This is a genomic window from Mesorhizobium sp. WSM4814 (assembly GCF_055811595.1).
Map to the genome: position 1 here is coordinate 383,711 of NZ_JBVVQT010000003.1, position 22,584 is coordinate 406,294.

Annotated in this window: 15 protein-coding genes; 13 read left to right on the top strand and 2 right to left on the bottom strand. The window is 63.2% G+C overall.

Annotated features, from left to right (window positions below; genetic code table 11):
* Nucleotides 1-18: 18 nt before the first annotated feature.
* Complete coding sequence (locus tag AC0L2V_RS08165; protein ID WP_473519856.1) at nucleotides 19-11,382, top strand: LysM peptidoglycan-binding domain-containing protein; 11,364 nt, start codon at nucleotides 19-21, stop codon at nucleotides 11,380-11,382.
* Here the strand turns inward: AC0L2V_RS08165 and AC0L2V_RS08170 are convergent.
* Both AC0L2V_RS08170 and AC0L2V_RS08175 read right to left on the bottom strand, forming a co-directional pair.
* Complete coding sequence (locus tag AC0L2V_RS08170; RefSeq protein ID WP_473519857.1) at nucleotides 11,355-12,317, bottom strand: LysR family transcriptional regulator; 963 nt, start codon at nucleotides 12,315-12,317, stop codon at nucleotides 11,355-11,357. The genes AC0L2V_RS08165 and AC0L2V_RS08170 overlap by 28 nt on opposite strands.
* Before the next feature lie 39 nt (nucleotides 12,318-12,356).
* The gene (locus AC0L2V_RS08175) at nucleotides 12,357-13,094 is read right to left on the bottom strand and encodes a L,D-transpeptidase (protein WP_473519858.1); all 738 of its coding nucleotides are present in this window, start codon (nucleotides 13,092-13,094) and stop codon (nucleotides 12,357-12,359) included.
* A gap of 373 nt (nucleotides 13,095-13,467) precedes the next feature.
* Between AC0L2V_RS08175 and AC0L2V_RS08180 the strand changes: the two genes are divergently transcribed.
* The 12 genes from AC0L2V_RS08180 (at nucleotide 13,468) to AC0L2V_RS08235 (ending at nucleotide 22,414) form a co-directional block, all read left to right on the top strand.
* A complete protein-coding gene (locus tag AC0L2V_RS08180) occupies nucleotides 13,468-13,944 on the top strand; it encodes a type III secretion protein (RefSeq protein ID WP_473519859.1) in 477 nt (158 codons plus the stop codon).
* Nucleotides 13,945-13,964: 20 nt separating this feature from the next.
* Nucleotides 13,965-14,627 (top strand): hypothetical protein, encoded by a 663-nt coding sequence (locus tag AC0L2V_RS08185; RefSeq protein ID WP_473519860.1) that lies wholly within the window; start codon nucleotides 13,965-13,967, stop codon nucleotides 14,625-14,627.
* Between the two features lie 15 nt (nucleotides 14,628-14,642).
* Nucleotides 14,643-15,476 carry a type III secretion system inner membrane ring lipoprotein SctJ gene (sctJ, locus tag AC0L2V_RS08190; protein WP_473519861.1) on the top strand — a complete coding sequence of 278 codons (834 nt, stop codon included), beginning with the start codon at nucleotides 14,643-14,645 and terminating at the stop codon, nucleotides 15,474-15,476.
* 47 nt (nucleotides 15,477-15,523) lie between these two features.
* Nucleotides 15,524-16,096 carry a SctK family type III secretion system sorting platform protein gene (locus AC0L2V_RS08195; RefSeq protein ID WP_473519862.1) on the top strand — a complete coding sequence of 191 codons (573 nt, stop codon included), beginning with the start codon at nucleotides 15,524-15,526 and terminating at the stop codon, nucleotides 16,094-16,096.
* Between the two features lie 5 nt (nucleotides 16,097-16,101).
* Complete coding sequence (sctL, locus tag AC0L2V_RS08200; RefSeq protein ID WP_419696456.1) at nucleotides 16,102-16,722, top strand: type III secretion system stator protein SctL; 621 nt, start codon at nucleotides 16,102-16,104, stop codon at nucleotides 16,720-16,722.
* Nucleotides 16,719-18,077, top strand: coding sequence for a FliI/YscN family ATPase (locus AC0L2V_RS08205; RefSeq protein ID WP_473519863.1), 1,359 nt, complete (start codon nucleotides 16,719-16,721; stop codon nucleotides 18,075-18,077). Before sctL ends, AC0L2V_RS08205 begins: the two co-directional genes overlap by 4 nt.
* A gap of 13 nt (nucleotides 18,078-18,090) precedes the next feature.
* A complete protein-coding gene (locus AC0L2V_RS08210; RefSeq protein ID WP_473519864.1) occupies nucleotides 18,091-18,552 on the top strand; it encodes a hypothetical protein in 462 nt (153 codons plus the stop codon).
* 31 nt (nucleotides 18,553-18,583) lie between these two features.
* The gene (sctQ, locus tag AC0L2V_RS08215; RefSeq protein ID WP_473519865.1) at nucleotides 18,584-19,678 is read left to right on the top strand and encodes a type III secretion system cytoplasmic ring protein SctQ; all 1,095 of its coding nucleotides are present in this window, start codon (nucleotides 18,584-18,586) and stop codon (nucleotides 19,676-19,678) included.
* Nucleotides 19,671-20,324, top strand: a complete 654-nt coding sequence (gene sctR / locus AC0L2V_RS08220; RefSeq protein ID WP_473519866.1) for a type III secretion system export apparatus subunit SctR — start codon at nucleotides 19,671-19,673, stop codon at nucleotides 20,322-20,324. The genes sctQ and sctR overlap by 8 nt, the downstream gene beginning before the upstream one ends.
* A gap of 18 nt (nucleotides 20,325-20,342) precedes the next feature.
* Nucleotides 20,343-20,612, top strand: a complete 270-nt coding sequence (locus AC0L2V_RS08225; protein ID WP_287205261.1) for an EscS/YscS/HrcS family type III secretion system export apparatus protein — start codon at nucleotides 20,343-20,345, stop codon at nucleotides 20,610-20,612.
* A gap of 9 nt (nucleotides 20,613-20,621) precedes the next feature.
* Nucleotides 20,622-21,434 carry a type III secretion system export apparatus subunit SctT gene (sctT, locus tag AC0L2V_RS08230; protein WP_473519867.1) on the top strand — a complete coding sequence of 271 codons (813 nt, stop codon included), beginning with the start codon at nucleotides 20,622-20,624 and terminating at the stop codon, nucleotides 21,432-21,434.
* Between the two features lie 158 nt (nucleotides 21,435-21,592).
* On the top strand, nucleotides 21,593-22,414 hold the full coding sequence (locus AC0L2V_RS08235) for a D-glutamate cyclase family protein (RefSeq protein ID WP_287138848.1): 822 nt from the start codon (nucleotides 21,593-21,595) through the stop codon (nucleotides 22,412-22,414).
* The last annotated feature ends 170 nt before the right edge of the window (nucleotides 22,415-22,584 follow it).

Genomic DNA, 22,584 nt, shown 5'->3' on the forward strand with positions numbered 1-22,584 from the left:
GGCTTCGGAGGTTGTTTGATGATCCGCCCGATTAACACCGTCAAGTCGCCGCCGCCGCCCAGGGTCGATCCAAAGGCCCAGGCCGAGCAGACTACGCGGCTGCGGGCGGAAGCCACGAAATTGCAAAACGAAATCCGGCTCGCCAACAGGATGGGCGAGGTCGACGCGGCCGCGGGCGCCCGCCAGCGGCTGACGCAGGTCAATGCGGAACTGACGACGGCGCAGCCGACTGCCCCGGCGCCGCAGCCGACTCCGCCGGCGCAGCCAGGACCGGAACTGCCTGCCGCGGTGACCATGGCCAACGGCGGCGTCACAGCCGCGCCAGCGCTTTTCGCGATGCAGGATCTCGGCGGCGGCGGCGTCGTTTCGCCGGAAGTCAAGGCGCTGGAAGTCAAGACGCCGGACGTCAAGGCGTCAGAAGTCAAGGCGCCAGAAGTTAAGGCGAACGACATCCTCAAGGCGATCGATAGTGGCAAAAGCATCGACAACATCGCCGCCGAGCAGGGCGTGGCTCCCGAGGATGTGGTGGCGGCTCTGAATGCCGGCGGCATGACGGCGGTAGCGACCGAGCATGCCAACGGCGACACCCGCACGGTGGTGATCACCGCCGGAGACCGCACGATCACCGAAAACCAGGATTATCAGCACGGCGGCTACTACACCCAGGAGACCGGCCCCGGCATGCAGGCGACGTCATCGCCGATCCGTGACGATCTCGGCCGCAAGGAAACCACCAGTGTCGACGCGCAGACCGGCGCGATCACGACGACGCTCGTGGACGATCTCGGCGACGGCGCGGTCACCGAACGCACGACCAATCCCCAGACCCGTGAAACCATAACCACCGAAACCAGTGGTGACGGCGCCGTCACCGTCACCAGCAACCTGCCGAACGGCTCGACCGTGCAAACGGTGACGCCCGCCGGCGGCCCGTCATTGCCGGTAACCACGGTTACGGCTCCGGGCGGCGAAGTGACCACCTTGGCGCAATCGCAGGCGGCGGACGGCTCGGGCGTGCCGGCGATCGAGGAACAGCTTGCCGCCGGCAAAAGCATCGACGAGATCGCCGAGGCGAGCAAGCTCACGCCGGAGCAGGTGATCGCCGAAATGAACGCCGCCGGCCTCGAGGTGACGCAGGGCGGTGACCCTGGCGAGACCCTGCAGATCGTCGTCACGGATCCGAATACCGGCAGGACCGCCACCTACAACAACGACTACCACCACGGTTCGCGCTCGGCGACGGTCACCGAGGGAAGCACCGAGACGACCAACAAGGTCGACGGCAACGGCGTGACTACGCAGACCGAGCGCAACACCGAGACCGGCGAGGAAACCACCACCATCGTCGACCCCGTCAACAACACCGAGACGACGATCGTCGTGGACAAGGATGGCCGACGCACCGAGACCGTCGTCGAGACGCTGAACGACAGCGAGCCGATCGACTACGACGTCAAGCCGGGCGACAATCTGAGCGACATCGCCGAGGCCAACGGCGTGACGCTGGACGATCTCGCCAAAAGCAATCCGGAACTGTTCACCACGCCGCGCGACCCCGACCTTATTCGTCCAGGCGAGACGGTGGTGATCGACGGCGCCACCAGGACCACCGTCAATGTGACGTTTAACGGCTACACGATGACCACGTCGCCGGACGGCAAGATCACGCTGACCAACGCTGCGACCGGCGCTGTCACCGATATCGCGGCCGGCACCGCGCAACAGGCGCTGGCCGGGCTGCTGTTCGACATCAACCCGAACAGCAGTGACCTGCAACAGGCCAAGGAAGACCAGATAGTCAAGACGGCGCTGGATGGCATGTTCGGCGGGGCGACGCCGGAGCGGACCACAGACGCGCTTGAAAAACAGCAGGCCGTGGTCGCTGCGATGGAAGCCTATGGCAAGCCCGTCCCCGCCACGCCGCAGCTCGAGGGCACGCCGATCTCGGTCGGCCCGTTCGGCGAACCGCCGTCAGCAACCGCGCCTTCAGGCGGCAACTGGGTGCCGCTGATAGTGGACGGCACCTGGCAGTGGTTCGATCCGGAGGTGGCCAAGGCGATCGCGGCCGAGAACGTCGCTGTGTCGCGCCACGGCGAGGCGCAGGCAAATTCCGTGCAAAGCCAGGCGCAGCTCGATGTTTACGCCCTGGACCCCGCCTACAAGGGGGCCATGGAAGCCGCCGAAGCGGCGCTCGACGACACATTGGCGCCTTATGGGCTGGAGTTGAAGCCGACCGAACCCAAGGGTACGCTGGCCGAAGCGCAGGAACGGCTGAGCCTCGCCAACAGCGCGCTCGAAGCTGCCGCCACGGCCACGGACCAGTACGCGGCGGGTCAGCAGAGCCTTCTCGACGCCATCGACAAACAGGTCGACCTGCCGGCGATCAGCGATCCCAACCAGGATTCCGTCAGTAGCCCGGGTAGTCCCAGCCCGGAGGAAGCAAACCAGGACGCCAGGGCCGAGCATGCCGGGGTCGCCCAGCTGCTTATCGATTCGGCGCTGCACACCGCCAATGGCAACAAGGCCACCGTCGACCAGCTGGTCGCCTCGACCGAGCTCGAGCTGAAGCTGACCGATGCCAAGCCCGGAACCGCCGAATACACGGCCATCGAAGAGCGGCTTAAAGGTCTGCAGGCGCTCCAGGGGGGCGCGGCCAATCAGGTGACCTTGGCCGAGGCATATCAGCAGTATGGGATTGCGCAGAAAGCGGCGGCGGATCTTGCCGTGACCATGGAGCCTCTCAAGCAGCAACTGCTTGCGCAGGCGCGGGAACGAAACCCGCACCATTTCGACTGGAAAGGCTTTACCAATGGCCGCGGCGAGTTTACCGGCAAGATCCTGTCGCAGGACATCGTCGAGGAGAACGGCCAGCTCTTTGTCGTGACCGTCTATGAGAACGCCACGTTCACCGACGAGAACGGCGATGACACGAACGTCCATAAATCTGCCCTGACCTACGACCTCAACGACGACGGCATCAGGCAGGATTTCCGGAACGATCCGCTCAACAAGCAGTGGCAGGAGATGCTGGCCTCGACGGACACGTCGTCGGCGCCGGTATGCACACCCAATGCAAACGGATCGCAATCGGCGCTGGACGCGGCCAGGTCGAAGATTGTCGACGTCCAGGTCAACAATTTTGATGCCGCACTGAAAGACGCGAGGACTGCGCTCGTCGACGCGGCGGCGGCGCGCGACCAGGCGATCACCGACCACGGGCCGGGGACGGTCGAGGCGCCCGCTGGCACCCTAAAGCCGGGCGAGACGGCGGTGAAGGTCACGGTGGGCGGCCGCGACGTGTGGGTCGCGCCGGAGGTTGCCGCGGCCTACGAAGCGCAGGGGCCGGGCGCTATCGGCGAAAGCGGCAAGTCGGTCCAGATCGAGATGGACGGCCAGAAGCTGTGGGTGTCCCCCGAAGTCGCCGCCGCGGAAATCAATCGCGACCAGGCGGAAACCCAAAAGGACCGATTGGAGGACTGGGAACAAAACGTGCGGCCGGCGATGGTGGCGGGGCGCGACTGGTACGCTTTCTCGGCAAGCCAACCCAAGCTTCTCGAATATGGTTCGGAGGAGCACGAGGCGAAACTCAAAAACCAGTATTTTGAAGAACGCCAGGATCAGGCGATGGCTGGCTATCGGGTGCGGTTCGAGAACCTTTATGAATCCGGACTCACCGGTGAATACAAGCCCTATGCGCCCGGCGAACTCAGCGGTACGGTTGCGCAGACCCTTGGCCTCGATCCATCGAGCGAGGGAGTCGAGAAGGTCGTCGACGAAATCGCCGACCGCGCCGGCGACGACGCCGAGGTCAAGATCGTGCCGATCTTCTCGCTTGATGGCGGGGTGGAATCATCGACTGCCCTGTTCGCGATCAAGAGCGGAGGCAACGAGGCCGGCTATGTCGACAGTGCTGGTAAATACTACAGCAGCTTCGACGAATTCCAGCACGAGAATCGCCTGTTCAGCGACAAAGGCAACCTGGTCATGGCCAAGGGCGGCGACATGTCGCTCGGCAAGGATGGCTTTTCGCTCGACGAACTCGAAGTGGCCGACGCACGCAAAGTGGATTTCTGGGACAAGGCCAGCGACATAGGCTTGGGCCTTCTGGCGGGCGCCGCAACCATTGTCTCGTTCGTGCCGGGCGGCCAATGGGCCATTCCCATCGCCGTCGGCGCCGGTTCAATCCTTGGCGGCAAGGCTCTGATCAAAGAGGGTGATCACCTCCTGCAGGGCGGCGACTTCGACAGCCAGTCGGCCTGGAATGTCGCGACCGGCGTAACCGCATTCCTGCCCGTGGGCGCCGGCGCCCTGCGCACGTACGGCCTGGCAAAGACCGGCCTGTCCGGGCGCCAGGCTTTCGCGGGCGGCTTCGGGATGACCCACATGAAGGAGGTCAGCTGGGGCATCGGCAAATTCCAGGTGAAGGTAGACAAGGCCAAGTATGCCGATGAGGTCTCGGCGTTCATGCAAAGCGGCAGCAAGCTGCCCGCCGCAGCATGGGACCTCGATGCCGCCGCCGTGGCTACCGGTGTTCCGCTGCTCGGCAAATCGCTGCAAGATCTGGCGGCGCTGGTGCATGAGGGCGATATGAATATGCTCGAGCTCGCCAACGCAATCGTCGGCATAGGCGTCGGCACTGTCGGCACAGGCCTGGGCGGCCGCTCGCTGTTGTACAACATGCCAGGAGCGGGCGGAACTCGCAGTGGACCTCATACGTCGGCCAGTTTTCCTGGCGGACCGGAATCGGGGCCGCAACCGCGAGCCGTCTACGAGATGGGCAGTGACGGTGTCTACAAGCCGACCGGCGAGCAGGTCATGCCGGATCCGAACGAGATCATCATCGAGGGCGAAGTGGCCGGCGAAACGTCCGGCCAGCAGGGAGCCGGTTTCGGCGCCCGGGATGGGTTTGACAACACCGGTCCGGCTAACCGGCCAACCGGTCCGCGGGCGCTGCCGGCCGGTGAGTCCGACGGGCCGAATCCACCGCCCGGCGGCAATGGTGATCCATCAGGCGGCGGACAATCGTCGCGGCCGATGGTCGTGCATGAGCAAGGCGCCGACGGCGTCCATCGCCCGACCGACAAGCTGGTCTTCCACGATCCCAGCCACCCCGTTATCGAGGGGACGGTTGTCAACGCCCACGACGAAGGGCCGAGCGCCCCGGGCGAGCGCGGCGATCCCCAGAATCCCGGCAACCGAGACGCCCAGGGCGCACGTGAGCAGAATGTCCCCGCCGACGGCGATCCGATCGTGGTTCCGCCGGCCCGCGGCGACGCAACGACGCACCCGGCCGACAGCGGCTCGCGGCTCGTCTGGGACCCGGCGACCAAGACGTTCACCGGCACGCCGAGCCCTTCCGGAGCGAAGCCGTCGGAAGGTGGCGCCGAAGGCACCCGCCCGTTGATGCGCTACACTGTTGGCAACCGCCATACCGGCGAGATGCTCGTCGATTTCAACCTGCCGGAAGGGCAGCGTGTTGTCGCCATACCCGAACCCAAGGCGATCACGGCCACGCCGGAGTCGGTGCCGGCTCCAGTCGAGCTCGACCCTTCCTTGCCGGTGCTTTATCTCGGCGCCGATGGCCGCTGGACAGCCGATCCGAACGCCCGCACCGAGCCACCGGCCGTGACGGACACCGGTCACCCCAGCCCGGTTCGCCACGACGGCACGCCGGTCATCAATCGTTTCTCGTCAAACCCGTACAGTCTCGGCCAGACGTTCAACGCCGTCAAAGCCGGCCTGCGGCGCATCGGCACGCGTTACGCGAATACCGAACCCCGCTATGACTATCCGAAGCTCGGCGAACTGGTCGACAGCATCTATCACCGGCCGGTTGCGCAGGACGGCGTCACCGCCGGACAGGACATCTACGTCGAGGCCGACGGCAAATACCGGCCGGCCAAGGTCGTCGTCGCCGGCCCGCAGGCGAACATGACCCGCGACATCGTCCCCGAAATCGTCCCATTGGGCGAGCATGCCACGGAGGCCGGCTATTTGGGTTCCGGCAAGACCGTCGAGCGCGCCAAGCGCGGTTCGATAACCACGCCGAACGGCCAGCTCAGGGTCAACACCCCGGCACGGGAAGTCCATACGTTCAAACCTGCCGACAATCCGGAAGTCAGCCGTCGCTCGGCGCTCGGCGAAACCCTGGCCACGACCTTGCCGGCGCTTCCCGACGATGCGGCGACGCCCGCGCCGACATGGACGCCCGAGCAGCTGGAGCTCGTCGGCGACTACCTCAATTCCCTCGAACGTTCCAGCGATCCTGTCGTCCGCGATGCGGTGACCATGACCAGGGTGCAGCTCGGCGGCAGGAGCCTGCCTCAGTCCGGCACGGAGATGACGCCGGCTCAGCATCATGCGCTTGGCGAAATGCTCAACGCCGACCGCAACAGCCTGTTCACCGGCTCCAAGCCGGCCGGCCAGCTTTCGAAGAACGGCCTGACGACCCTCCAGGTGTTCAGCGCGCAGGGCAAGCTGCCGCATCTGTCGCCGGGAGAAGTGATCGACCAACTCGGCCTGTCGTCCGACGCCAGGCTGCCCGGCGGCGAGCGGTTCCTTACCGCCGGGGCGCTGCCGGGAGAAGCCGGCTGGACCGATGCCGGCCGTGGCATCGTCGGCGATTACCTCAAGGCGGCGTCACGCTCCACCGATCCGAACCTTGCCGCCGCGGCAAATGCCGCCTCGCCGTTTTTCAAGGGGCGCGCCACCAAGCCCGGCAAGGCGGTGACCGCCGCGCAGCAGGATGCGCTCATGCAGGTTCTGCAGGCCGACAGTGGCAGCACGTGGGTCTACGGTCCGAAGCTCCAGCCGGAGACTTCGTTCAAACTCGCCGGCGACCTTTCGCCGGAAGGCCGCTACAATGAGAAGGTTCTGTCCGGCCACGACACCTGGACGCCATATCTTTGGCGAGAGATGCGCGGCTACGCCGGCAACCAGCAGAAATCCGCGGACCCCGCGGTGCAGTCGCTCGCTAGCGCACTGGAGAACGCGCTGCCCGTAAGCAAGCCCAAGGCCGGGACCGAGATCAACAGCGAGGTGCCCGTCCTGCTGGAACGGTTGCTGGACGCCGACAAGGCGAGTTCGTGGCGTGCCCCGACATTCTTCACCGATGCGCAAGGGGTCTGGCGGTCCGACCGCGCCACTGTTTCCTGGTTCCTGCAGGAACACGAAGCCAATGTCCTGGGCGGCCCCGTGCTGAACGACGCGGCGACCAACGGCGCCTTGCTGGCTGCCGGGGCGATCCTCGGCCCCGACGGCCGCACGATCACTCTCGGCGGATCGATACTCGGCATCGGCCTCAAAGTGCCGCTGCCCAGCCGGCAGGTCTATGGCGAGCTCAGCCTGAAGAACAATGGCCCGGACGGCACCGGTTTCCTGCTCCCGGTCCACCCCAACGACGCGAACGGCCAGAAACTTTTCGCCAATGGATACCGGCCGAATTTCGCTTATGACGAGGCGGCGGCTCCCTCCGCCCAGTGGGTCGCATCGGCGCCGATGCTGTCGAAGAACACGTTCCAGAGCGAAAAAGCCACTGGCGTTTCACTATCCATCGCTGGCTTCTCTGTGAGTGGGACCTACGTCAATCGCACGCTGCGCTATCTCGGCGGCGAAGGCGGCCGGCCGGGATATACCCAGAGGGAGCCTGGCCCGCTCAGCCAACGAGCAGCCTCTTTCTGGGAGGAGGCGGCGAGAGGTGGCGCCAGCCACTATAGCTCCGAAGGCAAGGTGCCTGGTTTCGAGGATCGTCTCCTCTTCCGCAACTACAACGTCATTGCGCCCTTGGGAGGCGGCAAGGAACCCTGGCGCCGCAGCCCCGCCTTCGAGGGCGTTCCGCGCGAGACGGGCGCCGGGCCGCTCAACCGCCTGGACCGCACGGACCACGGCGCCGGTCTCGCCGTGAACTATGGGCCATTGCCGCTAACGACGGTGGAACTCGGCTCGGTGAGGAAGGATGTTGTCCCGCATGCCCGTACCGCCCGCGCCCATCCCGGATCCTCCGAAGGCGCGCAAAAGGTTTTCTCGGCGCTGGAGACTTCGGGGGGGCAACTGACGCCGGACGTTCTGCAGCATCTCGACGCCTATCTCGCCGAGGTTGCGGCATCGCCGCACGGCGATTTGAGGTTCGCTGGTCAGCGCGTGCTGGATGTGTTCCCGGAACTGGGCGTGGCGCCATATCCGGACCAACTCTCCGGCGGACGGCCAGACGGCATGAGCCGGCCAGCATGGAAAGCGTTGCGGCAACAGCTGGACCAGCAGGCCCGCAGCGAACTGACGCCCACGCAGGCGCATTACCTCAACCGGCTGCTCGAGCAGGACGTGAAGCACAATTCGCCGCCCCCGGACATCGCGCCGGCCCCGGCGGGCGACGGCCCGATTGTGCCCAGGAGTCCGGCGCCGCGACGGGAACAGGGCCTGGCGGCTGAAGGGTCGTGGGGACTGTCTACGGCAAAACCGCTGACACAAGCTGAGATTGCGGCCAACCGCCAGGAAGCATCGAGCATGCTGGACGATATGATCCAGCAGGATCTTGGCATGCCCGAGATGACCGCGATGAGGGCCGATCTTGCCGATCAGGTCAGCCGGTCGCCCGAGATGATGGAACTCTTGCGGAATGCCCACGCGAAAGGCGTGCGCATCGTCAATCCGGCGCGGCGCGATCTGCGGATTTTCGATCCGAGCCTGGAACAGGATCTGACTGCAACCGGATCAGGGTTGGACCGATCGCTCGACGTGATTTCCGTGGATGCCGATATGTTCCGCACGCCGGCCGCGGACAATGACGCGGTCGTCGCCGGATTCGTCGATGCGCTCAGCCATGAACTGTCGCATGTGACCGACGCCCCGATCGACGTGCTGCCCCAGGATTTCGCGAACCGCCAAGCCCATCGGGACGCAAACGTAGACGCTCGCTTGAAGTCGGAGGGCGAAGCGGCGCTGGTTCAATACATCGTAGGCGATGAGCTTGCTGCCAACGGCGGCAAGCCGAATCTCGCGCTGCGAGCCGACCAGGCGCAAGCCGATATCTATGACCGCTTCACCGCCGGCGAGATCGACCGCACCCAGGCTGTCCACGAGATGGCGGCGCTCTACGGGAGTATGGAGCCGAGCATTGCGGACGGCGGCACCTACGCAGACTACTACGGACATTTCGCGGACGCGGCATATCAGGCAGCGAATGTCGCGCCGGGCCACGAAGGCGATGTTGCATCCAACGCATCGCACGTCGTGGGTGAACCGCGCGCTGCCGCACCAGCAAACAAGGGCCAACCCGCTCCGAACAATGGACCGCTCACCCGAGATGGCGTCAGAGCGACCCCGCTTGACCAGGTGCCAGATGTCGTCATGGGCGATTTCCAGCCGACCCAGATTCCATGGCTCAAGCGCGAGCAGGTGGCCGAGCTGACGGAACAGCAGTTCCGCGACATGGATCAGGCCGGCTTGCTGCCCTATCTGACCAAAAGCCAATTGCGCGGTATCCCGAAGGCAAAGATAGGCCAGGTCAATATTGCTGGCCTCGACGGGAAACAGATTCCTTGGCTGACCGAGGGCCACATCCGGAATGTGACGGACCAGCAGTTCCGGGATTTCGGCAAGACCGGTTTGACGCCTCACCTGACGAAACCACAGTTGCAGGCGATAAAAGGAGACATGGTCGAGCTGGTCAACATGTCGAAGTTGGAAGCGCGTCAGGGTCCATGGTTCAAGCCCAGCCAGGTCGCGAAGTTCACGTCACAGCAATTCAAGGATCTGGGCGAGGCCGGATTGCTGAAGACCCTCACCGAGCGCCAGGTTCCGGCGATCTCCGAAACAGTGATCGATTCCGTGGACGTGGCCAAGCTCGATCCCAAGCAGGTGCCGTGGCTGACCGAGAAGCAGATTCCGGTGCTGACCCGCGATCAATGGGGTGCCTTCACGATCCACCACACTGAAGCCATGACCCAGCTGCAGATCGAAGCGGTGACACCAAAACAGTACGGGGAAATGAGTCCCGGCCAGTTCCGCAAGTTCACGCTTGAGCAGTTCGAGTGGATGAGCGTGGATCAGACCAATGCGCTCTCGGTGCTGCAGCTGACGACATTTCGGGCAACCCACAAAAATTCGATGACGCCGGATCAGCGGACACTTGTGGAAGGCGCGCTGGTTTATTCGCGGACCAATGAATATCAGGCTGCGCTGGACATCTTCGGCACCATGGCGGGCACGTCCTACATGCTGTGGAGCTCGCTGCCGCCAACCTGGACCGCCACCGCCGGAGCGGTGGCATTTGGCGTGCGAGGCGTCGTTTTCGGTGCGCAGGCGCTCTTCCCCAACGCAACCGCAACCCACAAGCCGTTCGGGCGGTTCCTCAACGCGCTCGGCGGAGCCACATTCATCGCCGCAGCGCCAGGTGCCGCGACCGGGATGATCCAGGGTAAGGATCTTGTCGTCAACAGCACGTTCACGCTCGGCAACATCGTCTATGGCACGAAGTCGATGCTGCAGTCGTTCACCGGCAGACCGGTGATCCGAAACCTGGCCGAATATCTGGCTGGACCCGGCTATGTGCTTGGCTGCGCCTTCTATACGGTGCAGTCCTGGCCGGCGCCGATCGCCACAGTCGCCGGCACCATGTTCACGTTCGGCTGCGCGGAATTCTATGCGTCGGCCAGAAGGACGGACCGGATGAATAGCCGTTCAGTGCCGCGAACCGATGCTGATATCGCGGCGGCGGAAAAGTCCGACAAAAAATGGGCTGCATGGGATCGGTGGACTCTGGGCATCACCTTCGGCGTTGGAATGCTTCTCTTCTCGCTGGACGCCCTGCTCGCGGAGCCTTGGGAGGCCGCGAAGCCGACCCCTCCAGCCGATCCAAAAAAGCCGGATGGCGATGCCTCGTCCCAGCAACCCGATGATCCTTCGGATGTGCCAGACGCGCCGCAGATCCCGCCGGAAGATTTCCCACAACTTGTCGTGCTGGCCGATGACGGCCTGAACTTGCGGACCCAGCCTGACGTGGATTCGACCGTGGTGACGGTTCTGCAAGCCGGCACCTTCGTCGAGCAGACCGCCGGGCCTTCGACCGATCAGTCAGGGGAGGCCTGGATACCGGTCGAAGGTTTCGGGCCGGACGGCGAAATGCATAGCGGCTGGGTTTCCGGCGACCATGTCGAGGCGCATGCCGACGGCAGCAGCAATCCTGCGGGCCGCACCAATCCAACGCTGGAGCAAGACGGCTACCAGTGGGTCGAGGTCAAGAACGGCGACAGCATTCGCCTGATCGCCAGGACCCATTCCGCGGATGTGGCCGAGACGGTGGTGCTCAACATGGATCATATACTGAGCCCGGATGTGATCTTCTCGGGCGACCGCATCTATCTGCCGGCCACCCTGGTCGGCTGAGAAACCGCGGGCCTAAGCTTGTCGGTTCTCGCGGCATAGGCATGCGCAACGCAGCCGGCCAGCTTAGCCGCCCGCTCCGCTATCGGATTGGAGGGTTCGGAAGAGTAGGAGGCGGTAAACTGCAGGTCGGACGGGTGCCATTCGCAATCGACGATGCGCAGTTTTCCGCTTGCGAGATAGTCCTGGACGACTCCCTCGGGCAGCGAGGCTATGCCGATCCCGTTGAGTGTCATCGTGATCGAAGCGGCCAGCGAATTGGCCGGAAAGATGCGCGGCGTCTCTTCGAATTCGCCGGTGAGCTTGCGGTAGAGTTCGCTGTAGGGTCGCGTGGTGCGGGCGTAGCTGATGATCGGAAACTGCATCAGGTCGTTCAGCGTCACCTTGCGCCGGTCGGGCAATTCCAATTGCGGCGAGCAGACCCAGACAAGCGGAAAGGACGGCATCTCGATATTCTCGATGCTGTACTCCAGGACAGGGCCCATCAGCACCGCAAGATCGAGCCGGTGTGACATGAGTTCGTTGCGAAGGGTCGTCGTCGCATCGACGACGATGTCGGTATCGACAAGCGGAAAGTTTGCCTTCAGTGCCGTGAGGAAATCCGGCAGCCAGGTGTGCACGATCGTTTCGGCGACCCCAAGCCTCAGCACCCTGGTCGTCTCTGAAGTCTCTGACAGAGAGCTGGCCATCAGTTGCAGCCGCTCGGCGACGCGCAGGACCCGTTGGGCAGGCGGCAGCAGCCGTTGTCCCTCGGCGGTCAGCCTGACCGTGCTGCTCTGCCGCTCGAACAGCTTGGCGCCAAGCGCTTCCTCCAGCCCGGCAATTCGGGTGGACACCGCCGGCTGTGTGGTATTCAGGCGTTCAGCCGCCCTGCGAAAGCTTCCGAAGGTCGCCACCAGGAGAAAGGTTTCGAGCTGCTTGATGTTGAAAGGTATCACGACTGGGAATCACTCATTTGCGGCTTTCGGGAACGGCCATCAATGCCGCACAATGATCTGGCTGCCGATCTTCACGCGGTCATAAAGATCGATGACGTCATCATTGGTCATGCGAATGCAACCGGAGGAGTTGGCCTGTCCGACGGTCCATGGCTGGTTGGTGCCGTGGACGCGATAAAGCGTGTTGCCGATATACAATGCGCGCGCGCCCAACGGATTGTTCGGTCCTCCCTCGACATGGGCAGGCAGGAAGCGGCCATTTGACGCTTCCCTGGATCGCATTTCGGCCGGCGGCCGCCAATCCGGCCAGGTCTTCTTGCTCGAAATCGTGTCGCGGCCGGACCACTCCAAACCCTCCTTTCCAACCCCAACCGCGTATCGCAACGCCCTGCCGTTGCCCAAAATGTAATAAAGCCGCCGCTCCGTGGTGCTGATGACGATCGATCCTTTCGGTTGAGCCTCGCTGAAATGCACGATCTCCCTCGGGATTGCCGACCAATCGCGCCGGGTTTCTGCATCGGAAGGCTGGTCGGGAGCGGAAGGGGAGACCAGCACATTTCTTGCCGGATCGTAAGTCCAGCTTCGTGGGTCATAACCGCTATTCGATTGGGCCTGCGCCGGCGCCATCGCGGCAATCGATAGGACAGCGATCAGAAATGCACGCAATCTCTGGATGAGGCGCCGGGTGACCCGGACTTTGCCTCCTGCAACCTTGACGGGAACAGGCAGGTTCGCAAGCAGGATCATGATTGCCGCCAAGACCGATCTCTTCTGCATCCAGGCGTCCATCTGGCGATCACCTGATTCCAGCGCGCACCATATCGCTTTGCAGGCGGTTCGCAACGTTTGGCACCAAATGCTCGTGCGCATTCCAATTGGACTTCCAATTCAGCAATGTGCACGATAGAGTGAATCGGCGGGTAAACCATTCAACCAGCGACGCGGGCCATCGCTCGTGCGTCCCTTTGCGATAGGACCAATGTTGACGGGACGCGACACCTGCCATGCGGATCGGTTGGGAGCCAGGGCTGCTTTCGCCGCCTGCGGTCTTGCGATGATCCTGGCGTTCGGCCCTGCCTCGTCGCCGGCCAACGCCGCCGAACCGCGCTGGCCCGCCGGCCCATACAAATACATCACCGTCGATCAGTCGGTGACCGACGCGCTGGTCGAGCTGGGCCGCAACATGCGGGTGCCGATGCGTGTCAGCAAACTCGTAAAGGGTCGTTTAAGCGTCGGCATGCCGGTTGGGACGGCGCGCGAGTTCCTGCAAGAGATCTGCGATCGTTACGGCTTGGTCTGGCATTTCGATGGCATCGTCATGAACGTTGCGACCGAAGCCGAGGTCCGGACGGAAATGATCGCGCTTGATGCCAACACGGCTGCCGGCGTGGAAGATCGGCTTTCGCGGCTGGGGGTCGTCGACCCGAAGTTTCCGATCAAGGTGTCCAGGCAGGACGATGTTGTCTCGGTATCGGGGCCGCCGTCCTATGTCGAACTTGTCAGGAAAACACTGGGAGTTCCTGCGGCGCCGAGCGCGAAGCAGGATGTTGGCAAAGTTGTTCCGGTCCGCGTTTTCCGCGGCAGGCAGGCGGAGGCGCAGAATGTTCCCTCCGGCAAACCGAACTAAGCAAGCAGGAGGGCAGGTTCATGCAAATCGCGCCGATTGGAGCCCTGGAAGCCACACTGGCAAACTTGACCACCAGCATGGCTTCGCAGCAGCAGATCACCGCCGGCACGACAGCGCAGCCGGGTAACCGGATGGTGGGTGCCAATCAGGAAAAACATGATGCCGCGAAGGTCAGTATGCCTGAACGCGGTGATGTCGCCGCGCGGGCAGGCCAGCAGGTGGCGCAGTCGTCTTCGGGAGCCAATCCGGCGATGGCCGGACAATCGTCCAAACTGGAAAAGACGGAGCCGATCGCCGAACACAAGCTGTTCGACTATCTGGCCGCGGTGGAGAAGGCTGGGGGCGGGGCGCTCACGGATCCGTCTGCATTGTTCGGTTCTGCGGTTCAGTCGTTGGAAGGAACCATGCAGCAGGTCCAGAGGGCCCTTGGCCAGGCAAATGCCCCCCAGGCAAATGCCCTTGGGAATGCTGAAACGGCCGCCATGCAGGATGGCGCCGGCAAGACCGCCCCGTCAGGCAAGGCCCCGTCAGGCAAGGAAGACGAAAACGCCACTGCAAAAAATGCCGAGCAATTGCTCGAACGATCCATTTCGGTGATGTGGGCAGCCGCCAATCTCGAAGTGGTCACGAGCAGCGTAACGGCCGTTACGTCGTCCACCAGCACGCTGATCAAGCAACAGTAAGCCTACGGAGTGTTCGTGCACACGATAACCTTGCCGCGGCGGTCGACACTATTGAATCGATGCGGCGTCCGGTGCCGCGTCGCGCTCGTCGTGGTGAGCATGCTTGTGCTCCAGGCGTGCTCGGTTGAGCTGTATTCCGACCTCAACCAGCGGCAGGCCAACGAGATCGTGGCCACGCTGATGCGTCATGGCATCCCGGCCCAGCGCGAGGCGGCCAAGGACGGCAAAATGACGGTTTCCGTACAGAAGGACCGTTTCGCCGAGGCCATGGCGATTCTCGACGAAAGCGGGTTGCCCAAACAGGAATTCCAGACGCTCGGCGAGGTGTTCAAGCGAGACGGGCTTGTATCCTCGCCGGTCGAAGAGCGTGCGACGATGATTTATGGCCTGAGCCAGGAACTGTCGCAGACGATTTCGGACATCGACGGCGTGCTTTCCGCGCGCGTTCATCTCGTCCTGCCCGAAAACGATCCGCTGAGACAGCGGCTGGTGCCATCGTCCGCCTCCGTTTTCATCCGGCATCGCGCATCCGTTCCGATGAATGAGCTGATCCCGCAGGTCAAGATGCTGGTGGCCAAAGGCATCGCCGGGCTGACTTATGACAATGTATCGGTCACGCTCATTCCGGTGACTGCGGCAGTTCCCGAGCACGCAACCGGCGAGCCAGGTTTCACAACGTTCCTCGGCCTCTGGCTGCATCGCGACAGCGTCGCCGCCGCGATGTGGCTGTTTTACGGCATGATGGCGGCTATAGCGGCGCTGGCTGCCCGCCTGGCTTACGTCCAGTGGTATCGACGACCCGGCGTTTATGCGCTCGACGCTTCGGCAATGCCGGTGAAGAAGACATGATCCAGACCGGCTCGAAGCAAACTGCCAGCCCGGAATGGCAGACATTCATGTCCAATCCCGCAGGCTATGCGGATGCGGCCCGGCTGGCACAATGCTTTGGCGGCACGATCGGCGAGGCCGCCTGCGAGCGTATGTTGCGGTCGCAGCGCCTGCATCAGCGATTGTCAGTGCTTCTGCTCGACCGTTACGGCCTCAGCGGCGCCGTCTCCAACGAGCCAGCCGATGAGACAGACCTGGCGATTGCCTTGTCGTCGGGTGAGGAGTTGGAGGAACTTGCGCTTCGCGCCGGCGCGATCTACTGGGCCGGCAGTCTGGCCGCCGTCATTGATGGACGCCAAGCCGCTGCGTTGCAGGCAGCACTCGGCGCGGAAGTCTGCGCTTTCGCGGTCGCCAACCGCGATCTGGCCGGCCCAATGCAGCCGTTGGAGCCCCTGGATGACATTGATCGTCGTGTCCATGCCGACGGCCTGCGTTGCCTTGGCGCCTGGTGTCAGGCGATGCCGGGCGAAACGAGCATGCGGGTCCGCCTCAAGCTGATGCCGCATGCGCTTGTCGACCAGCCGACAGCCGAACCATTTGCCGAAGCTGGTCCGGCAATCGTTCGACGGGCGATGGGTTAGGCGATATGGTCGAACCGGACAAAGTGACCACTGCCGTGCCGAGGCGTCCCGTCGCCCGCATCCTGCGCGCTGCCGAGGCACGCGCCTGGCAGGATGGGCACGCTTTTCTCGACGAAGCCAGGCGTGATGCGCAGCAGTTGCGTGACGCCGCTCGGCGAGCCTATGCGGCCGAATATGCGCAGGGTTATGAAGATGGCAAGGCGCGAGGCGACGCGGATGCCGCGCGTTTGGTGAGCGAGACCGCGGTCAAGGTAGATCGCTATCTCGGTGGGCTGGAAGCCGAAATCATCACTCTGGCTCTCGATGTGGTCAGGCGCGTGCTGGGAGAATTCGACGCGAGCATGCTGGTCGCCAAGGCGGCCGCGCAGGCAGTCACTGAAATTCGCCGCGCCAAATATCTAAAAGTCCGACTTCATCCTGCTTCCGTTAACAGGGTTCGCGACGAACTGAACGCGGTCCTGCGCGAGAGTGACCTGGGCATGACGATCGAGATCGACGCCGATGATACGCTGGCGACGGACGCCTGCATCCTCTCGACCGACATTGCCGTCATCGACGCCAGCATCGAGGCACAGCTCAACGCCATTGCCGCCGCGATTTCATCAAAGGCCGAGGCGGCGGCATGACAAGTCCCGCCACCAAGCTCGAGAGCCGCCTCGCATCGATCGTTCCGAACCTGCGTTCCGGCCTGCGTGAAGATGCCAGCCGGCCCAGGAAAGGGCGTGTACGGCGGGTCACCGGCACGGTCATTCACGCGACGGTGGAGGAGGTTCGGATCGGCGAGATCTGCGAACTCGTCGATCCCAGGAACGGCACGGCGACCAAGGCGGAAGTCGTTGGGCTCATGGACGAGATGGCGATCCTTGTGCCGCTTGGCGATCTCACCGGCCTTTCAAGCCTCACCGAGGTCATTGCGACCGGAAAGACCCAGACGGTGTCCGTCGGGCCCGGCCTGCTTGGTCGGGTGATCAGCGCGTTCGGCGAGCCATTGGATGGCAAGCCGCTTTCGCCGGATGGCATTACCGGCAGCTATCCCGTCAATGCCTATCCGCCGTCGCCGCTGGAGCGCAGTTTGATTTCCGAGCCTATCCAGCTCGGAATCCGCGCCCTCGATGGGCTTCTCACCTGCGCGCGTGGGCAGCGCGTCGGCATCTTCGGCGAGCCTGGCGTCGGCAAGTCGATCCTGCTTTCGGATATCGTCAGCGGCACCGACGCAGATGTTGCCGTGGTTGCGCTTGTCGGTGAACGCGGACGTGAAGTGCGCGAATTCATCGAGCATCAGCTCGGGCCGGAAGGGCTGGCGCGCGCAGTCATCGTCGTCGCGACGTCCGACCGGCCGGCGATCGAGCGCGTCAAGGCCGCTTATGTGGCAACCAGCATTGCCGAATATTTTCGCGACCAGGGCAAGCATGTGCTGCTGGCAATGGACAACATCACGCGGTTTGCCCGTGCGCAGCGCGAGATTGGCCTCGCTTCAGGCGAGCCGCCGACGCGTCGCGGTTTCCCGTCTTCGCTTTTTGCAGTTCTGCCCCGATTGCTCGAGCGCTCAGGGCCTGGCCGCGTCGGCTCCATTACAAGCCTCTACAGCGTTCTTCTGGAGGGCGATGGCACGCTGGATCCGGTTGCCGAAGAAATCCAGGCGCTTCTCGACGGCCACGTCTTTCTGTCGAACGAGCTTGCACAGCGCAACCATTTCCCGGCCATCGACGTGCTGCGCAGCCGCAGCCGCCTCATGGACACGGTGGTGCCGGCGGAACATCGGTCGGACGCCGGCCGCTTGCGGGAGCTGCTCGCCCGCTACGCCGACGTCGAATTGCTGCTGCGCGTCGGCGAATACGAAAAGGGCAGCGATGCGGTGGCGGACGAGGCGGTGGCGAAGATCGACGCCATCAACGCCTTCCTGCGACAGCCGTCCGCCACCCACGAGACAATCGAGCAGACACGCGAACGCATGCGGGGGATCGTCAATGAAAGATCGTGACACGATCGCACGATTGCGCGACCTCAGGCGCCACAGTGAACAGCGCGCAAACGAAGCGGTCACAAGGCGATACGCCGCTGCGCAGCGGGCCGCCGGGGCGGTTCGGGAGGCAGCCGCCGCGGTCAGCGAACACTTGCAGCAGACAGCCGACGCTGAGGATGCAGCGTTCGCTTCGCTTGTTGGACAACCGGTGAAGGCCGTCAGCCTTTATCGGCTTCAGGGGCAATTCGAGAACGCCGCCAGGCAAACCGAGCAGCTCCGGGAAAACGAGAAGATGGCCGGCGTCACCGAGCAACGACGCAAAACCGAGTTATCGGCCGCCCGCAACGATCATCGCGCCAGCATGAAGGCGGTGACGAAGCTGGACGGGCTGTTGCAGCATCTGACCAAACGCACTGCGCGTCGCAGCCTCGCGCTTGCCGAGCTTTCCGAGGAAGACGAGCGCAGTCCACTGCGCTTGCCCACAGAACGATAGTCCAATCCGTGATCGTGAATATGGAAGTGTGATGCCTCAGGCCTTGGCGTCGGCAAAAAAGAAAGCGCGCGCAGAACCGGTGAGACGCACACGCTCGAGCGTTGGCGAGCCGCTGGCATTGGAATCTGTTGCGGCTGGAGAGGTTGAGGCATTGAATGCCTTCTACCGCCGCCGTTCTCCCGCGCAGATCACGATTGCCGGGAAAACCATGGCGCTCGCCGCCGTCTGGCCGGCGCCGAACCCTGTGGACCAGCCAACATGCACGATTGCGTTCACTCTCGGAGACATGGCGGGCAAGTTGCGCCTGCCGTTATCTGTTGTCGAACGAGGTCTTGCCAAGGCTGACGAGTTGATCGACCTGAAACGACTGGCGCCCGCTCACGCCGCACTGCTGCTGGAGTCCGAATTCGAAAAGGATCTCGAATGGATCGAGAGCAAGCTGGGCGAGACGATCGCTATTAAGTCGATCGAACAAGAAGACAGCGTTCTGGACCAAACCGCTTTGGCTTTCGTCCTGGCCGGTAAGGACGAAACCATAGGTTGCGCCTTGCACACCGACAGCGTCGGTCTGGCGGTGCGGGCCGGGGGCTTTCTCGACGCGATCGGCAAAGCAAGACCTCCGGTTCCTGCCGAATTCCCGTTGCTGGTCTGCCTTTGGCGTCACGCGCTTACAATCAGCCACGGTGATCTTGAAAGCCTGCAACCTGGCGATGTGGTGCTCTTCGATGACGAAGAGGAAGACGCGGCATTGGTCATTGCCGAGCGGCTTTATGCCCCGGCGGTGCTGACTGCCAGCGGGCCGCAACTGCTTGCCGCGCCGACTGCAATCGCTGGATCGAAATGGGAGTGGACCATGAACCAAGACACGCCGCCGCACGCCGATCAGGCATTGGAGGAGGCAACTCTGGACGAGCTGCCGGTTGCGCTTGCCTTCGAACTCGGCCGCACGGCGATGCCTCTCGGCGAGGTAAGGCAGCTTGCGCCCGGTGCCATCGTTCCGCTCGCCAATGTGACGAAGGAGACGGTCGACATCATCGCCAATGGCAAACGCGTCGGCCGTGGCGAGATCGTCCGGATTGGGGAGAGCCTGGGCGTGCGGATCGCCCGCATGTTCGACAATGCTTGACAATTCGCCCAACCTGCTTGGGATCCTGATTGCCGTCGGCTTTGTCGGTCTGCTGCCGCTGGCAGTCGTCACCATGACCGGATTCCTGAAAATCTCGGTCGTGCTGTTCCTCATCCGCAACGCGCTCGGCGTCCAGCAGATGCCGCCCAATCTGGTGCTCTACGGCATAGCGCTCGTGCTCACGGTCTATGTCACGACGCCGTTGCTGAGCGAGATGTCGGGACGGCTTCAGGAAGGGCAGGTTCAGTTCCAGACGACCGACGACCTCGCCAGGGCGGCGCAACTGATGAGGGAACCATTGCAGCAGCACCTGATCAAGTTCACCCAGCCGGAAGAGCGGCAGTTCTTTCTCGATGGGACGAACCGCCTGTGGCCGGAACAGGCACGACAAGATCTGAAGGACGACGATCTTTCGATACTCGTCCCTGCCTTTGTCGCGTCCGAGCTTACGCGGGCGTTTGAAATCGGCTTTCTGCTTTATCTTCCGTTCCTCATCATCGACATCGTCGTTGCCAACATCCTGATGACGCTCGGCATGATCATGGTCTCGCCGGTCCTCATTTCGGTCCCGCTGAAACTGTTCCTTTTCGTCGCCATAGATGGCTGGTCGCGGCTGATGCACGGCCTGATCCTGAGTTACGTCTGACGCCGCTGGGAGGTTTGCATGAGCAATGACTTCATCCTGGCGAAGGTCCAGGGCGCGCTCCTGACGGTGCTGTTCGCGTCGGGCCCGGCGATCATCGCGGCGCTGGCCGTTGGCATCCTGGTCGGGCTGGCCCAGGCGCTGACGCAAATTCAGGACCAGTCCCTGCCGCAGACGATCAAGCTTGTCGTGATCCTGCTGGTCATCATCGTCTTCGGCCCGCTGCTTGGCCAGCAGATCGCCGAGCAGGCCTCGACGGCGCTGGACGAATTCCCCGTCGTCACGCGTTGAGGCGCGCGGATGCCGGTCGAACCCTTCTTCGCGTCGATCAAGGAGCTACAGTTGTTTCTTTTGGCGGGAGCTTTCGCGCTCGCCCGCATGACCGGGTTCATGCTGCTGATGCCGCTCTTTTCGCGCGTGCCGCTGTCGGGCCTTCTGCGCAACGGCGTTGCCTTGGCGCTGACGGTTCCGGTCTTTCCGATGATCGTCGACAAGCTGACAAACACCGACATCGCAACGACGATGATCGTCGCCTACATGCTCAAGGAGGTCGTCGTCGGGGTAACGCTCGGGCTGGCGATGGGCATTCCGTTCTGGGCGGCCGAGGCTGCGGGCGATATCCTGGACCTGCAGCGCGGCTCGACGATGGGGACGCTGATCGATCCGATGATGACCCATGAGACGAGCGCCACCGGCACCTTGCTCGCCGTCATCATGGTCACGGTCTACCTGGCCGCCGGCGGCCTCGAGCTTTCCCTGACCAGCCTCTACGACAGCTATGGCCTGTGGCCGATCGACCAACTTCTGCCGGTGTTCAGCAAGGATGCAGCCGGCATCTTCCTCGATCTCTTGAACCGCATTCTGATGATGGCATTGACCCTGGTTTTCCCGCTCATCATCAGCATGCTGTTGTCCGACCTTGTGCTGGCTTTTTTGGCGCGCGCCTCGCCGCACCTCAATGTTTTTGCGCTTTCGCTGATCGTGAAGACGCTGGTGTTTAGCCTGGTCTTTGTCCTCTATTCGGCTTTCCTGCTCTTCTACATGGAGCGCGACCTTGGCTTCCTGCACGAGGCGGGCCGACAGATAGAAGCGATCGGCTGCCGCAGCTGTTAATGACACCAGGAAGGTTTGCGCAGGCGTCGGTCGCAAGATGAAGCTCGTTGGCCGGCCAATAAATACAATTTATCGTTGAGGAAAGATTCTGACAATTTGACAAGCAGCCGAGCCGCCAACGATCTTACGCCTCCCGACCTGTCTCTGAACCGGAAGCCATGGCTCGCCTGACCACTTCACCGATCTTCGAGGACCTGCGACTGGTCGATGCGGACAGGCTGCGCAGGCTTGTCAGAATGGGCGCCTATGAGGGGCATACAGGGGGGCTGGCGCACGGTAAGCTCCAGGCCAATGTTGTGATCGTGCCGCGCAGCTTTGCCTGCGATTTCCACCAGTACTGCATCCGCAACCCGAAACCCTGTCCATTGGTCGGCGTTAATCGCGCCGGCAGCCCATTGATCCCGGCGCTGGGCGACATCGACATCCGCACCGATGCCCCCCAGTACAACATCTATCATTTCGGCGAGCTGACCCGTCGCAGGACGGACATCATCGACCTGTGGCAGGATGATTTTGCCGCTTTCGCGCTCGGCAGTTCGCTGACCGTAGAAGCTGCACTTGCCGAAAAGAAACTGAGCCGCATCGGCTGCGGCAAGGCCTCACCCAAGTTCCGAACCAGGATCCAGACTTGCCGCGTCGGACCGTTTGGTGGCGAAATGGTCGTCTCGATGCGTCCGATAAGCCGTTGCGATGTCGACAGGGTTCGCGCTCTCACCGCACGCTTCCCGCATGCCCACGGCTCTCCCATCCATGTCGGAGATCCCACGGTCATCGGAATAGCCGATTTGATGGCTCCCGACTGGGGCGATGCGGTCAAAATCATCGACGGCGAGGTCCCTGTATTCTGGGCCAGCAGCATCACCGCACAGGATGCACTTGCTCGTGCCGAGCTGGCGACCTCGATCACGGTATCGCCGGGGCACATGCTGATCACCGATGTCGATGCACGAGCCGACGCGGGCGCTTTCAAGGTCTTTTAGCAGTTCTTCATCACCGGTCAGCGGTAATGCTATTCGAGATGCGAAATGCGGTGAGGTCGGTCTCGATCTGCCTCACCACATCTTCGATCATGTTGCAGTTGGCCCAACCTTATGCACTCGAGGCAGTGAAGCTCCCCGGCAAGTGCTCCCACTACGTGATAACCATTTGG

Coding starts and splice junctions, on each gene's coding strand:
- AC0L2V_RS08165 (WP_473519856.1), top strand. CDS start 19: ATGATCCGCCCGATTAACACCGTCAAGTCGCCGCCGCCGCCCAGGGTC.
- AC0L2V_RS08175 (WP_473519858.1), bottom strand. CDS start 13,094: ATGCAGAAGAGATCGGTCTTGGCGGCAATCATGATCCTGCTTGCGAAC.
- AC0L2V_RS08185 (WP_473519860.1), top strand. CDS start 13,965: ATGCAAATCGCGCCGATTGGAGCCCTGGAAGCCACACTGGCAAACTTG.
- AC0L2V_RS08195 (WP_473519862.1), top strand. CDS start 15,524: ATGTCCAATCCCGCAGGCTATGCGGATGCGGCCCGGCTGGCACAATGC.
- sctL (WP_419696456.1), top strand. CDS start 16,102: ATGGTCGAACCGGACAAAGTGACCACTGCCGTGCCGAGGCGTCCCGTC.
- AC0L2V_RS08205 (WP_473519863.1), top strand. CDS start 16,719: ATGACAAGTCCCGCCACCAAGCTCGAGAGCCGCCTCGCATCGATCGTT.
- sctQ (WP_473519865.1), top strand. CDS start 18,584: ATGCCTCAGGCCTTGGCGTCGGCAAAAAAGAAAGCGCGCGCAGAACCG.
- sctR (WP_473519866.1), top strand. CDS start 19,671: ATGCTTGACAATTCGCCCAACCTGCTTGGGATCCTGATTGCCGTCGGC.
- AC0L2V_RS08225 (WP_287205261.1), top strand. CDS start 20,343: ATGAGCAATGACTTCATCCTGGCGAAGGTCCAGGGCGCGCTCCTGACG.
- sctT (WP_473519867.1), top strand. CDS start 20,622: ATGCCGGTCGAACCCTTCTTCGCGTCGATCAAGGAGCTACAGTTGTTT.
- AC0L2V_RS08235 (WP_287138848.1), top strand. CDS start 21,593: ATGGCTCGCCTGACCACTTCACCGATCTTCGAGGACCTGCGACTGGTC.